General features: G+C 71.4%; 13 protein-coding genes and 1 pseudogene. 11 read left to right on the top strand and 3 right to left on the bottom strand.

Translation table 11 applies throughout. The features are described 5' to 3' along the window. The first annotated feature begins 6 nt into the window (after positions 1–6). The 9 genes from ACH4U7_RS20195 to ACH4U7_RS20155 all read left to right on the top strand — a co-directional run bounded on the left by ACH4U7_RS20195 (position 7) and on the right by ACH4U7_RS20155 (position 9,761). Positions 7–756: a cupin gene (locus ACH4U7_RS20195; RefSeq protein WP_398529231.1), complete on the top strand. Its 750-nt coding sequence runs from the start codon at positions 7–9 to the stop codon at positions 754–756. Positions 757–828: 72 nt separating this feature from the next. Further along, positions 829–2,118: an ABC transporter substrate-binding protein gene (locus ACH4U7_RS20190; protein WP_398529230.1), complete on the top strand. Its 1,290-nt coding sequence runs from the start codon at positions 829–831 to the stop codon at positions 2,116–2,118. Beyond that, entirely contained in the window at positions 2,115–3,080 is a 966-nt protein-coding gene (locus ACH4U7_RS20185; RefSeq protein WP_398529229.1) for a carbohydrate ABC transporter permease, read from the top strand. Before ACH4U7_RS20190 ends, ACH4U7_RS20185 begins: the two co-directional genes overlap by 4 nt. Next, complete coding sequence (locus tag ACH4U7_RS20180; protein ID WP_398529228.1) at positions 3,077–3,964, top strand: carbohydrate ABC transporter permease; 888 nt, start codon at positions 3,077–3,079, stop codon at positions 3,962–3,964. Before ACH4U7_RS20185 ends, ACH4U7_RS20180 begins: the two co-directional genes overlap by 4 nt. Before the next feature lie 6 nt (positions 3,965–3,970). Continuing rightward, entirely contained in the window at positions 3,971–4,606 is a 636-nt protein-coding gene (locus ACH4U7_RS20175) for a hypothetical protein (protein ID WP_398529227.1), read from the top strand. Next, positions 4,603–6,405, top strand: a complete 1,803-nt coding sequence (locus ACH4U7_RS20170; RefSeq protein WP_398529226.1) for a hypothetical protein — start codon at positions 4,603–4,605, stop codon at positions 6,403–6,405. Before ACH4U7_RS20175 ends, ACH4U7_RS20170 begins: the two co-directional genes overlap by 4 nt. Before the next feature lie 140 nt (positions 6,406–6,545). Then, entirely contained in the window at positions 6,546–7,697 is a 1,152-nt protein-coding gene (locus ACH4U7_RS20165; protein ID WP_398529225.1) for a Gfo/Idh/MocA family protein, read from the top strand. A gap of 52 nt (positions 7,698–7,749) precedes the next feature. Continuing rightward, positions 7,750–8,922, top strand: a complete 1,173-nt coding sequence (locus ACH4U7_RS20160) for a dihydrodipicolinate synthase family protein (protein WP_398529224.1) — start codon at positions 7,750–7,752, stop codon at positions 8,920–8,922. Then, entirely contained in the window at positions 8,919–9,761 is an 843-nt protein-coding gene (locus ACH4U7_RS20155) for a sugar phosphate isomerase/epimerase family protein (protein ID WP_398529223.1), read from the top strand. The genes ACH4U7_RS20160 and ACH4U7_RS20155 overlap by 4 nt, the downstream gene beginning before the upstream one ends. 11 nt (positions 9,762–9,772) lie before the next feature. Here ACH4U7_RS20155 and ACH4U7_RS20150 read toward each other — a convergent pair whose 3' ends face one another. After that, positions 9,773–10,648 (bottom strand): glycosyltransferase family 2 protein, encoded by an 876-nt coding sequence (locus ACH4U7_RS20150; protein ID WP_398529222.1) that lies wholly within the window; start codon positions 10,646–10,648, stop codon positions 9,773–9,775. 62 nt (positions 10,649–10,710) lie between these two features. Between ACH4U7_RS20150 and ACH4U7_RS20145 the strand changes: the two are divergent. Continuing rightward, a pseudogene (locus ACH4U7_RS20145) lies at positions 10,711–11,037 on the top strand (hypothetical protein); the annotation flags it as partial. Here the strand turns inward: ACH4U7_RS20145 and ACH4U7_RS20140 are convergent. Both ACH4U7_RS20140 and ACH4U7_RS20135 read right to left on the bottom strand, forming a co-directional pair. Next, on the bottom strand, positions 10,989–11,870 hold the full coding sequence (locus ACH4U7_RS20140; RefSeq protein WP_398529221.1) for a fructosamine kinase family protein: 882 nt from the start codon (positions 11,868–11,870) through the stop codon (positions 10,989–10,991). The pseudogene ACH4U7_RS20145 and the gene ACH4U7_RS20140 sit on opposite strands and share 49 nt — an antisense overlap. A gap of 38 nt (positions 11,871–11,908) precedes the next feature. Continuing rightward, the gene (locus tag ACH4U7_RS20135) at positions 11,909–13,015 is read right to left on the bottom strand and encodes an alkene reductase (protein WP_398529220.1); all 1,107 of its coding nucleotides are present in this window, start codon (positions 13,013–13,015) and stop codon (positions 11,909–11,911) included. A 61-nt stretch (positions 13,016–13,076) separates the two neighbouring features. Here ACH4U7_RS20135 and ACH4U7_RS20130 point away from each other — a divergent pair, with 61 nt between their 5' ends. Continuing rightward, positions 13,077–13,451: a MerR family transcriptional regulator gene (locus ACH4U7_RS20130; RefSeq protein ID WP_398529219.1), complete on the top strand. Its 375-nt coding sequence runs from the start codon at positions 13,077–13,079 to the stop codon at positions 13,449–13,451. The last annotated feature ends 5 nt before the right edge of the window (positions 13,452–13,456 follow it).

The raw sequence follows: 13,456 nt of genomic DNA, 5'->3' as shown, positions 1-13,456 counted from the left end.
CGGAAGATGACCGGGATCACCGATCCGCTGCCGGGCGGGGTGGGTCTTTCCCACATCAGCGCATACGAGTGGGAGGCCGCCGACGGGGTGTGCGGTGGCAGCCCGCACCTCCATCTGGCGTGCACCGAGGCGTATGTGGTCACCGGCGGGCGCGGCGCCGTCCAGACACTGACCGTCGAGGACGGTTACGTCGAGACGCCGCTGGAGCCGGGCGCGGTGGTGTGGTTCTCGCCCGGCACGGTGCACCGCATGGTGCAGGGCGGCGGGCTGAAGGTGACCGTGCTGATGCAGAACAGCGGGCTGCCCGAGGCGGGCGACGCCGTGTTCACCTTCCCCTCCGAGGTCCTGGCCGACGCCGAGGCGTACACCGCGGCCGCCACGCTGCCCGCCAAGGAGGGGCCCGAGGCCGACGCCGCGGCCCGGCGCCGCCGCGATCTGGCGGTCACCGGCTATCTGGGGCTGCGCGAGGCCCTGGAGAAGGGCGACGACGGCCCGCTGCGCGCCTTCCACCAGGCCGCGGTGCGGCTCGTCGGGCCCAAGGTGGCGGCCTGGGAGCCCCGTTGGCGCGACGGCGCGCTCGCCGCCGCGCAGCGCACCGGCGACCAGCTGGCCGCCCTCGCGGCGGGCGACCCGGCCCATCTGGCCCGCGCCCGTGTCCGCGCGTCCGGGCCCACCCGGCAGGGCGGCTACGGCATGTGCGGCCGCCGCGACGAGTACGAACTCCCCGGCGTCACGCTGCCGTACTACGGCGAGTGACCTGACCCCTGTCCCAGCGCTGATCGCTGGCCACCACGTTTCGGAAAGATCAGAAGGGAGGCTGGCCACAGCATGCTTCGAATCAGGACAAAGGTGTCCTGCGCCCTGGCCCTCACCTTCACCCTCTGCGCGACCCTCACCGGTTGCGGCGGAGGTGAAGGCGGCGGCTCGGGCGGCAAGGTCACCCTGCGCTTCACCTGGTGGGGCAACCCGGACCGGGCGGCCCGCACGGAAGAGGCCATCAAGCTCTTCGAGAAGAAGAACCCGGGCATCCGCATCAGCACCAACTTCGCGGGCTTCGACGCGTACAAGCAGAAGCTCGCCACCCAGGCGGCGGGCGGCGACGCGCCCGATGTGATGCAGCTGGACTACCGCATGATCAACCAGTACGCGGACGGCGGTGTCCTGCTCGACCTGGGCGAACACAAGGAGTTGCGTACCGCCGAGATGGACAAGGGGCTGCTGGCCACCGGCGTCGTGAACGACAAGCAGTATGCGATCCCGGTGGCGCGCGGCTCGGAGACCGTGGTGTACGACTCGGCCCTGTGGCGCAAGGCCGGGGTGCCCGAGCCCAAGGTCGGCTGGACCTGGGACGACTGGGCGGACGCCATGCTCAAGCTGTCTCGATCCAAGGCCACCGGCGGACGGGCGGGCAGCACCGACCCGGGCCAGAGCGAGGACGTCTTCGAGATCTGGCTGCGCGGCCAGGGCAAGGTCCTCTACACCGACGACTACAAGCTCGGCTTCACGGCGGACGATCTGGCGCGCTACTGGGAGTGGTGCAGCAAGCTGCGCAAGCAGGGCGCGGTCAGCTCCGCCGAGCAGACCACCCAGATGGACGGCTCGGTGGAGAACACCCCCTTCGGCCGGCTCAAGGCCGTCTCGGACTTCAACTGGGACGCCCCCGCCAGCGGCTATCTGGCGATCGTCGGGGAGAGCGTGAAACTCGCGCCGATGCCGTCGGGCGAGAACGGCACGCCCGGCCAGTACTTCAAGCCGTCGATGTTCTTCGGGGCGTCCGCGAAAACCGGCCACCCCAAGGAGGCCGCCCGGTTCATCGACTTCCTGCTGAACGACCCCGATGCGGGCGCCATCCTCGGCAACTCCCGCGGCATCCCGGCCAACGACTCCATCCGCAAGGTCGTGGCGCCCAAGCTGGAGGGGTTCGACGTGGTGGTCTCGTCGTACCAGAAGCAGTTCGAGGGCAAGCTCAAGGATCCGCCGCCCGCGCCGCCCAAGGGCGACGCATCGCTGCAGACCACCTTCAGCCGCGACTACGACCAGGTGTCGTTCGAGCAGATGTCGCCGCGTGAGGCGGCGGAGGACTTTGTCACCGAGGCGAAGGCGGAGCTGAGGCAATGACCGCGACCGCGACCCGCCCCCAGCCGACCCCGGCGAGCGCCGGCCGGTCCGGCAAGCGCCCCCCGAAGCGCGAGCGCCAGGGCGCCGCCTGGGTGTTCCTGTCCCCGTGGGTGCTCGGCGCCTGTGTGCTGACGCTGCTGCCCATGGCCGTCTCGCTGTATCTGTCGTTCACCAACTACGACATGTTCAACGACCCCAGCTGGGTCGGCTTCCGCAACTACGTCCAGATGTTCACCGAGGACCCCCGCTACTGGCGGTCGGTGACCTCGACCCTCACCTATGTCGTGATCGCGGTGCCGCTGCAGCTGGCGCTGGCCCTCGCGGTCGCGCTGGCGCTCAAGTCGGTCAAGCGCGGCAAGGGCTTCTACCGCTCCGCCTTCTACGCCCCCTCGCTGCTCGGCGCCTCCATGAGCATCGCCCTGGTCTGGCGGGCGATCTTCAACGACGGCGGCACCGTGGACAACATGCTGTCCTGGTTCGGCCTGGACATCGGCGGCTGGATCAACAAACCGGGCTGGGCGCTGCTGGCCGTCGCGCTGCTGACCGTGTGGCAGTTCGGCGCCCCCATGGTGATCTTCCTGGCCGGTCTGCAGCAGATACCCGGCGAGCTCTACGAGGCGGCGGCCATGGACGGGGCCGGATGGTGGCGGCAGTTCCGCTCCATCACCCTGCCGATGCTGTCCCCGGTGCTCTTCTTCAATCTGGTGCTGCAGACCATCCAGGCGTTCCAGGTCTTCACCCCGGCCTTCGCGGTCAGCGGCGGCAAGGGCGGACCCGCGGACTCCACGCTCTTCTACACGCTCTACCTCTACGACCGCGGCTTCACCGCCTCCCATATGGGCTACGCCTCGGCCATGGCCTGGGTGCTGCTGGCGGCCATCGGCATCGTCACCGCGGTGCTGTTCCGCACCTCCCGCTCCTGGGTCTTCTACGCCAACGACGACAACGAGGAGGCCCGATGACCACCGTGGACACCACCCACGCGGTGACGACGGGCGCCACAGCCCGCCGCCGCCCGCGCCCCGCCCGGATCGCCCTGCACGTCGTGCTGATCGGCGTACTGCTGGTGATGCTCTACCCGCTGGCCTGGCTGGTCGCGACCTCCTTCAAACCGGCCAACGAGGTGATCGCCAGCCTCAAGCTGCTCCCCAGCCATCTGGAGTGGAGCAACTACTCCACCGCGCTGGACGGTGTGAACGAGGTCAGCGTCGGCCGGCTGCTGTGGAACTCGCTGCTCATCGCGGGCGGCGCGGTGCTCGGCAACGTCATCAGCTGCTCGCTCGCCGCGTATGCCTTCGCGCGGCTGCGGTTCAAGATGCGCGGCCCGCTGTTCGCCTTCATGATCGCGACGATCATGCTGCCGCACCACGCGGTGCTGATCCCGCAGTACATCGTCTTCAGCCAGCTCGGCCTGGTGAACACGTACTGGCCGATGATCCTGCCGAAATTCCTGGCCACCGACGCCTTCTTCGTCTTCCTCATCGTGCAGTTCATGCGCTCGCTGCCGCGTGAGCTGGAGGAGGCGGCGCGGATCGACGGCTGTGGGCCGTTCCGCTCGTTCTTCAGCGTCATCCTGCCGCTGACCAGGCCCGCCCTGATCACCACCGCGATCTTCACCTTCATCTGGACCTGGAACGACTTCTTCACCCAGCTCATCTACCTCTTCGAGCCGGAGAAGTTCACCCTCACCCTGGCCCTGCGGTCCTTCGTGGACGCCTCCAGCCAGTCGGCCTTCGGCCCGATGTTCGCCATGTCGGTCTTCGCGCTGCTGCCGATCGTGCTGTTCTTCCTCGCCTTCCAGCGCTTCCTGGTGGAGGGCATGGCCAACTCCGGACTGAAGGGCTGAGCCGCCATGCCCCACGCCACCACCCGCGAACCGGGGGAGCTGGTCGGCCCCCGCTTCGCCCTCTTCTCCGACGTACTGCTGCTGGGCCTGGTGACCACCGTCGCCGCTCTGCCGGTGCTCACCGCGCCCGCCGCCATGTCCACCGCCTGCGCCGCCCTCGACCGGCGGGTCCGCCACGACGAGACAATCACCGTCCCGGGCTACGTCCGGGCCCTGCGGGCCCGGCTGCGCACCGGCGATCTGCTGGCCGGGGTGGCCGTCGTGGCCGGCGGCGCGCTGCTGCTGTTCAACGCGCTGCTGGCCGGGGCCGGGCTGCCGGGCGCGGCGGTCTTCCGCCCCGCCCTGCTGGCCGCGGGCGCCCTGCTGGCCGTGGTCCTGCTGCGCGCCTGCGCCCGCCCGGAGTCGGCCACCAGCTGGCGGGAGGCGGCGCGTACGGCGGCGTACGAGACGGTGCGCGCGCCGCGCGGCAGCGCCGTCCTGCTGCTGGCCGTGGCCACTGCCGCCGTCTGCGCCTGGGCCTACCCGCCGCTGGTCCTCCTCGTGCCCGGCCCCCTCGCGCTCGCCGCCCGGGCCGTCGAGCACTCCGCGGCCGGCACGGCCACCCCTGAGCATTCCCGAACCACCACGGAGCGCCACAGATGACCCTGCACCGCCGCCACTTCCTCGCCGGGACCGCCGCCGTCGGCGGGCTGCTCGCCGCCGCGCCCGAGTCCGCCGCGGCAGCACCGGGCCGGGCCACGGATGTCGACGAGGAGTTCCTGGCCGTCCTCACCAAGGCGGCCGACGGCCGGGTGGCCGAGGTCCTGGACGGCCGCGCCGCCGCCATCGCCGAGCTGACCAACCAGGGCAAGGCCCGCTGGGCCGCCCGCAGCCTGCGCCTGCTGGCCTCGGTGTACGTATGGGCCGACGCCACCCACCACCGCGACGCCGCGCTCATCGCCCCGATGACCGAACTGGCCGACGCGCTGGCCGCCGCGCAGTTCGACGACGGCCTCTACGACCAGGGCGCGGTGCACTCCCCGCCGGACACCGGCTTCTCCATCGTCGACCTGGGGCTGACGTACGGGCTGCTGGAGGAGGACGACGACACCTCCACGCGGTCCATCCGGGCCACCCTCAAGAAGATCCTGATCAAGGCGGGCAAGGGCCTGGCCGACGGCGGGGTGCACACCCCCAACCACCGCTGGAAGATCTGCGCCGCGCTCGCCCGCGTCAACTCCTTCTGGCCGGACGAGAGCTACACCCGGCGCATCGACGCCTGGCTCGCCGAGGGCATCGACCAGTACCCGGCCGGCCAGTACAGCGAGCGCAGCGCCACCTACGCGCCGATCGTCACCAACCCCTCCCTGCTGACGCTCGCGCGGCTGACCGACCGGCCCGAGCTGTACGCATGCGTACGCCGCAACCTGGAGGCGACGCTTTCCCTCATCGAGCCGAACGGCGAGGTGGAGACGGTGCATTCGCGCCGCCAGGACCAGAAGACGACGAAGCATGTGTCCGAGTACTGGCTCCAGTACCGGGCCCTGGCGCTCCGGGACAAGGACGGGCGGTTCGCGGCCGTCGCGGAGACCATCCAGCGGCGCGGGGCGGACCAGACCTTCGACGAGACCCCGCTCGGGGACTTCCTCGCCGAGGTGCTCGACCACCCGGAGCTGGCCGCACCGCTGCCCAAGGCCGACGAGGCCCCGGGCAAGTTCACCTTCCACGACAAGGAGTGCGGCCTGGTCAGGATCGGGCGGGGCACCGCCCGCACCTCGATCTTCGGCGGGACCGACTTCCCCGACGTACACGCCATCTCCTCCGGTCTGTCCACCAACCCGACCTTCCTCAAGTGGCGCAAGGGCGGGGCGATCCTGGACTCGCTGCGGCTGTCCCCGCAGTTCTTCTCCACCGGCCACTTCCGGGCCGAGGACCTGGTGCGCACGTCCGACGGCTGGCGGCTGTCGGCGGAGGTCCGGGCCGCGTTCCACCTGCCGCTGCCGCCGCAGCACCGGCGCGCCGACGGGCTGTACCCGCTGACCGACGACGGCCGGTTCTGGTCCGCGATGGACTTCCCGCACCGGCCCAAGCAGTGGCGCACCCTGCGTACGGAGGTGCGGCTGAGGGAGTCCGGCGGCGGCTGGGACCTGGACTTCTCGGTCGGCCCCTCCGAGGTCCCGCTCGCCCTGGAGCTGTGCTTCCGTCCCGGCGGCACGCTCGGCGGCGTGGAGCCGGTCGCCGGCCAGGCGGATACGTACCAGCTGGTGAAGGGGTACGGGACGTACACGGTGGGCGATGACGTGATCACCTTCGGGCCGGGCAACGGCAGCGGCCCGCGTCAGCCGGCCACCGTGGACGTGGGGGAGCGCTACAGCTGGATGGCCGGCAGCCTCAATGTCTCCGGTATCCGCGTGCTGATCACGGGGCGCGCGCCGCTCAGCTACCGCCTGACACTGCGCTGATCCGCCCGGGGGGTGTGCAGCCGCCTCGTGCCCGCTCTCTATACAGAGATGGACCGGGGCGGCTAGCGTATGGGATAAAGAAAGCGCTTGCTATGACTCTGGCGACGTCTGAAGAGGACATCGGTGAGGAGAAGAAAACCGTGACACGCAAGACAGTGCGGATCGCCATGAACGGCGTGACGGGCCGCATGGGCTACCGCCAGCACCTCATCCGCTCCCTCCTCGCCATCCGCGAACAAGGCGGCCTCGACCTCGGCGACGGCACCGTGCTGTGGCCCGAGCCGGTCCTCGTCGGCCGCCGGGACCACGCCCTCAAGGCCCTGGCCGAGCGCCACGGCCTGGACCACTGGTCCACCGACGTCGACGCCGTCCTCGCCGACGACTCGATCGACATCTACTTCGACGCCCAGGTCACCGCCGCCCGCGAAGAGGCCATCAAGAAGGCCATCGCGGCCGGCAAGCACATCTACACCGAGAAGCCCACCGCCACCGGCCTGGCAGGAGCCCTGGAACTGGCCCGGCTCGCCGACGCGGCCGGCGTCAAGCACGGCGTGGTCCAGGACAAGATCTTCCTCCCCGGCCTGCTCAAGCTGAAGCGCCTCATCGACGGCGGCTTCTTCGGCAAGATCCTGTCGGTGCGCGGCGAGTTCGGCTACTGGGTCTTCGAGGGCGACTGGCAGAGCGCCCAGCGGCCCTCCTGGAACTACCGCGCCGAGGACGGCGGCGGCATCGTCGTCGACATGTTCCCGCACTGGGAGTACGTGCTGCACGAGCTCTTCGGCGCCGTACGGACCGTCCAGGCACATGTCACCACCCACATCCCCACCCGCTGGGACGAGCAGGGCAAGCCGTACGACGCCACCGCCGACGACGCGGCCTACGGCATCTTCCAGCTCGAAGGCGGCGCCGTCGCGCAGATCAACTCCTCCTGGGCGGTCCGCGTCAACCGCGACGAACTCGTCGAGTTCCAGGTCGACGGCACCGAGGGCTCGGCCGTCGCGGGGCTGCGCCGCTGCCGCGCCCAGCACCGCTCCGCCACCCCCAAGCCGGTCTGGAACCCCGACATCCCGCTCACCGAGAGCTTCCGCGACCAGTGGCAGGAGGTCCCGGACAACGAGGAGTTCGACAACGGCTTCAAGGCACAGTGGGAGCTGTTCCTGCGCCATGTCGCCCTCGACGACCCCTGGCACTGGGACCTGCTGGCCGGCGCGCGCGGCGTGCAACTCGCCGAGCTGGGCCTCAAGTCGTCGGCGGAGGGCCGCCGCCTGGACGTACCGGAGCTGAGCCTGTGACCATCCACCCCCGCCGAGGGTGGCACCACCCGCCCGTACCGGAGCTGAGCCTGTGACCATCCACCTCCCCGCGGAGGGCGGCGCCACCCGCCCGTACGAACCCCGCACCGAACCCGCGGCCTTCGCCCCCGGCGGTGCGCCGCTCGCCTCCCGTACGGTCTTCTCCGCCGCCCACGTCGTCGCCGACCCGTACGCCGATATCACCCCCGACAGCCCCGCCGCCGTCGACTGGGACGCCACCCTCGCCTTCCGCCGCCACCTGTGGTCCCACGGTCTCGGCGTCGCCGAGGCCATGGACACCGCCCAGCGCGGCATGGGCCTCGACTGGGCCGGCGCCGCCGAGCTGATCCGCCGCTCGGCGGCAGAGGCCAAGGCGGTCGGCGGCCGCATCGCCTGCGGCGTCGGCACCGACCAGCTGCCGGTCACCGAGATCGGCTACCCGTACGGCCTCGACGAGGTCAGGGCCGCGTACGAGGAGCAGCTGGAGGTCGTCGAAACGGCGGGCGCCCAGGCCATCCTCATGGCCTCCCGCGCCCTGACCGCCGTGGCCAAAGGCCCCGACGACTACCTCGAGGTCTACGGCCACCTGCTGCGTCAGGCCGCCGAACCGGTCGTCCTGCACTGGCTCGGCCCCATGTTCGACCCGGCGCTCGAAGGCTACTGGGGCGCCACCGACCTGGACGCCGCCACCCGCACCTTCCTCGACGTCATCGCCGCCCACCCCGACAAGGTCGACGGCATCAAGGTCTCTTTGTTGGATGCGCAGCGCGAAATCGAGCTGCGCCGCCTCCTCCCGGACGGCGTCCGCTGCTACACGGGCGACGACTTCAACTACCCCGAACTGATCGCGGGCGACGACCACGGCTTCAGCCACGCCCTGCTCGGCATCTTCGACCCGCTGGGCCCGCTGGCCGCCGAGGCGGTGCGCCGGCTGGACACCGGCGATACGGCGGCCTTCCGCGGCCTGCTCGACCCCACGGTCGAGCTGTCCCGCCACCTCTTCCAGGCCCCGACCCGCTTCTACAAGACGGGCGTCGTCTTCCTGGCGTGGCTGGCCGGCCACCAGTCGCACTTCACGATGGTCGGCGGCCAGCAGTCGTCCCGTTCGCTGCCGCACCTGGCGCGGGCGTACGAACTGGCGGACGGTCTCGGCCTGTTCCCGGACCCGGGGCTCGCGGAGTCGAGGATGAAGGCCCTGCTGACGGTGTACGGAGTGACGCAATGACCGGTGTGAGCGGCGACCTGACCCGTCTGAGCCTCAACCAGGAAACGATCAAGCAGTGGTCGCTGCCCGAACTGGCGGAGGGCTGCGTCAAGGCGGGCGTCCCGGGCGTCGGCCTGTGGCGCGCGCCGGTGCAGGAGTACGGCGTGGAGGCGGCCGCGAGACTGATCCGCGACGCGGGCCTGGCCGTCACCTCCCTGTGCCGGGGCGGCTTCTTCACCGCCATCGACCCGGACGAGCGCGCCGCCGCCCTCGCCGACAACCGCGCCGCCATCGACGAGGCCGCCACCCTCGGCACCGACACCCTCATCCTGGTCTCCGGCGGCCTCCCATCCGGCAGCCGCGACCTCTTCGCAGCCCGCGAGCGCATCGCCGACGCCCTCGCCGAACTCGCCCCCTACGCCGCCGACCACGGCGTCCGCCTGGCCATCGAACCCCTGCACCCCATGTACGCCTCCGACCGCTGCGTCGTCTCCACCCTCGCCCAGGCCCTCGACCTGGCCGAGCGCTTTCCGGCGGACCAGGTGGGCGTCGTCGTCGACACGTACCACCTGTGGTGGGACGACTCGGTGGCCGGCCAAATCGCCCGCGCGGGCGCCGGCGGCCGCCTCGCCTCCTTCCAGCTCGCCGACTGGATCACCCCCCTCCCGGAAGGCGTCCTCCTGGGCCGCGGCCAACTCGGCGACGGCGCGGTCGACTTCCGCTGGTTCCGCGAGCGCGTCGACGCGACGGGCTTCGACGGGCCGATCGAGGTGGAGATCTTCAACCCGGCCCTATGGGCGCGGGACGGCGCGGAGGTTCTGGCGGAGGTGGCCGACCGCTACCGGACGCTGGTGCTTTAGCGACCGCTTGATCAGATGACCGGCGGTCGGCCCAGCCGCGTCATCCGCCATACGGTGGCCCACCGCATCGGCCGACGCGGTGGGCACGGGGTGCGCAGGCCCTCGACGAAGCCGCCGAACCATGCCCGCAATCCGGCCGCCGACCTGGTGCGGGCCATGGTCAGCGCGGTCCAGGTTCCCAGGTAGACGGGGACGAGGAGGGCGGGAAGGTGCCGTTTGGCGAGCCAGACCCGGTTGCGGGCGACCATACGGTAGAAGACCGCGTGGCGGGTCGGCGATGTCCACGGATGCTGGAGCACCAAGTCCGGCTCGTAGAGCACCTTCCAACCCGCGTCCAGGGCCCGCCAGGACAGGTCGGTCTCCTCGTGGGCGTAGAAGAACGGCTCGGGCCAGCCGCCGATTTCCTCCAGCATCCGCATCGACAGGCCGTGGCCGCCGCCGAGGAACGTCGTCACCAACCCGCCGCGCATCGGATCCGAGCTACGCAGACGGGGGACGTGGCGGCGCTGGGTGCGGCCACGCTCGTCGGCGATGCGGAAGCTCACGATGCCCAACCGCGGGTCGGACTCGTACAGTTCCACCAGCCGGGTGAAGACGTCCGTGCTGATCAGCAGCCCGTCGTCGTCCAGGTCCACCACCACGTCGACATCCCCGAACTCCTTCAGCCGGGCCAGGGCGGCGTTCCGGCCGCCGGAGATGCCCAGGTTCTCCGGCAGTTCGACACCGGTCACCCCGTCGGGGAGAAGCGGCAGCGGCGAGCCGTTGCCGACGACCACCACCCGCGCCGCGGGGGTGTCCTGCTTGGCCACTGAAGCCAGCAGGGCGGTCAGTTCGGCGGGCCGAGTGCCCATGGTCAAGATGGCGACGCCAACGCGCGGGTTACGCACGGATGAACTCCGTTCGTCGGATCCGGTGCGGGTGATGCTAGCCGCCCCGGGGGCCGTCACCGTCCGCCGCCGAGCGGCGTTCCTCCCTGTGCTGGGCGGGGAAGACCCGGCCTCGGTGCGGGCCATGGCCTTCGGCCTGCCCGAAGCCGGGCGCTGTGATGATCGATGTCGGGTACGACCCGGGCAATGTCGGGGACGTCGACTTCGAGACCGCGAGGGAGCGGGCGAGCCTGATCACCCCGGTCCCGGGCGGGGTCGGTCCCATGACCATCGCCGTGCTCCTGGCGCAGACGGTGGAGGCGGCCGGCACGGCAGTCGGCTGTACGGAGCTGAGCGCGGGTCAGGCCGTCAGGGCCGCTCGGGCCGCCGTGAGGGCCTGTTCGGCGTAGCCGCGGCCGAAGAGGACCGCGTGGACCAGGAGCGGGAAGAGCTGGTGCAGGGCGATGCGGTCGGTCCAGCCGTCGGCTAGTGGGGCCGCTTGCTGGTAGCCGTCGAGTACGTGGTCCAGGTGCGGGCAGCCGAAGAGGTGGAGCATCGCCAGGTCGGTCTCGCGGTGGCCGCCGTGCGCGGCCGGGTCGATCAGCCAGGCTTGTCCGTCGGCGCCCCAGAGGACGTTGCTGTTCCACAGGTCGCCGTGCAGCCGGGCGGGGGGCTCGGCGGGGCCTGCCAGTTCGGGTAGCCGTTCGCAGACGCGCTCGATCACGGCCGCTTCGGCGGAGCGCATCGTGCCGTCGTCGACCGCGCGGCGCAGATAGGGCAGTACGCGGTGTTCGGCGTACCAGAGGGGCCAGTCGGGGCCGGGGACGTTGCGCATCGGGGCGAGCCCGATGTACGCCTCCTCGGGTCCGCCGGGCGGCGGGGCGCCGTACGCGGGGGCGCCGGCGGTGTGGAGGGCGGCCAGGTCGTGGCCGAGCCGGGTCGCGGCGCGGGTGCTGGGTGGGCCGGTCGGGATGTGTTCGGTCACCAGCCAGTGCGGGTCGTGGCCGTGCACCGCCGGGACGCGGACCGTACCGGCCTCGGCCAGCCAGGCCAGCCCCGCGGCCTCGGCCAGGGCGGCTCCGGGGTCGGAGCCGCGCTTGACCATCACCACCTGCCCGCCGTCGAGCACGACTTGGGCGAGCGTTCCCGACAGGGGGCGGAGGCCGGTCACCGGGCGGCCGGTGAGGCGGGCCGCCGCGGCGCCCGGGTCTTCGGTGGTCCCGCCTTCGTATCTGGCCGACATCGCGTCGCATCCCTCCGGGCAACCGCACGTCGAGGCCATCAGCGTACGGCGTCGAGGGTGGGGTAGTCGGTGTAGCCGGTCGGGCCGCCCACGTACATCAGGTACTTGTCGCGGATCTGGTTCATGGGCGCCCCGGTACGCAGCCGTTCCACGAGATCGGGGTTGGCGAGGAAGGGCCGGCCGAGGGAGATGAGGTCGGCTCCCGCGGCCAGGAGCCGTTCGGCCGCCTGCCGTCCGCCGTCGGCGGGGATGGGGCCCTGGCCGAGGACCGGGTTGGCGATCAGTGTGCCGGGCCAGTCGGCGCGGATGCGCTGGAAGAGGGGCTGATCGGGGTCGGCGAAGACGACGTGGAGGTAGGCCAGGTTCTTGTCGGCCATGCGGGCGAGGAGCGCCGGGTACAGGATGTCGGCGTCGGCGTCTGCGATGCCGTTGACGGCGATGCCGGGCGAGATGCGCAGGCCGACCCGCTCGGGGCCGATCGCCTCGGCGACGGCGTCGACGACCTCGGCCACGAACCGGATGCGGTTCTCCACGGTGCCGCCGTAGGCGTCGTCGCGCCGGTTGGTGTTGGGGGCGAGGAACTGGTGGAGGAGATAGCCGTTGGCGGCGTGCACCTCGACACCGGCGAACCCGGCGTCGAGCGCGCGGCGGGCCGCGGTGGCGAAGTCGTTCACGGTGGCCCGGATGTCCTCGAGTGTCATTTCGCGGGGGGTGACCGCGTCCTGGCGGCCGGTGGGGGTGTGGATCGGCTCCGGGAGCGGGATCGGGGAGGGGGCGATGGGGGTCAGCCCGCTGTTGTCGGGGTGACCGACCCGGCCGCCGTGCTGGATCTGCAGAAACATCGGGGTGCCGCCCACGGTGTCCACGGCCTTGGTGACCTGTCGCCAGCCGGACACATGGGCGTCGGTGTGGATGGCGGTGATGTTGGGGTAGGTCTGGCCGACCGCGTTGGGGGTGGCCGCTTCGGCGATGATCAGCCCTGCGGAGGCGCGCTGGGCGTAGTAGTCGGCCATGAGCGGCGTCGGGCTGCCGTCGGCGTCGGCGCGGTTACGTGTCATGGGCGCCATGACCAGGCGGTTGGCCAGGTCCAGGGGGCCGAGGCGGGTGGCGGTGAAGAGGCGGGAAGTGGTCTCGGTGTTCGTCATGCGGGTACCGTAGAACTTGCCATTGATGTCAGATTCAAGCTCGTACGGTGTGAGGTGCGTCATGCGGATCGGTGAGCTGGCCCGGCGTACGGGGGTGAGCGAGCGGTCCCTGCGCTACTACGAGCAGCAGGGGCTGCTGACGGCGCAGCGCACCCCCGGCGGCCATCGCGACTACGCGGACGCCGCCGTCGACCGTGTGCTGCGCATCCAGGAGCTGTATGCCGCGGGGCTGTCCAGCACGAAGATCGGGCAGCTGCTGCCCTGTATGCGGGACGCCGACGGCGGTCCGTCCGAGATCGCCGACGCACACCTGGTCACGGACCTCACGGCGGAGCGGGACCGTATCGACCGGATGATCCAGGACCTCCAGCGCTCGCGCTCCGTCCTGGACGAGGTGATCGACACGGCCTCGGGGGCCGGGGCGGCGGAGGGCTGAATCAT

Origin of the sequence: Streptomyces sp. NPDC020845 (genome assembly GCF_044334165.1) — a bacterium.
GTDB lineage: Bacteria > Actinomycetota > Actinomycetes > Streptomycetales > Streptomycetaceae > Streptomyces.
The sequence above is the reverse complement of the archived record's forward strand: the minus strand, read 5'-3'. Positions and strand labels throughout refer to the sequence as shown.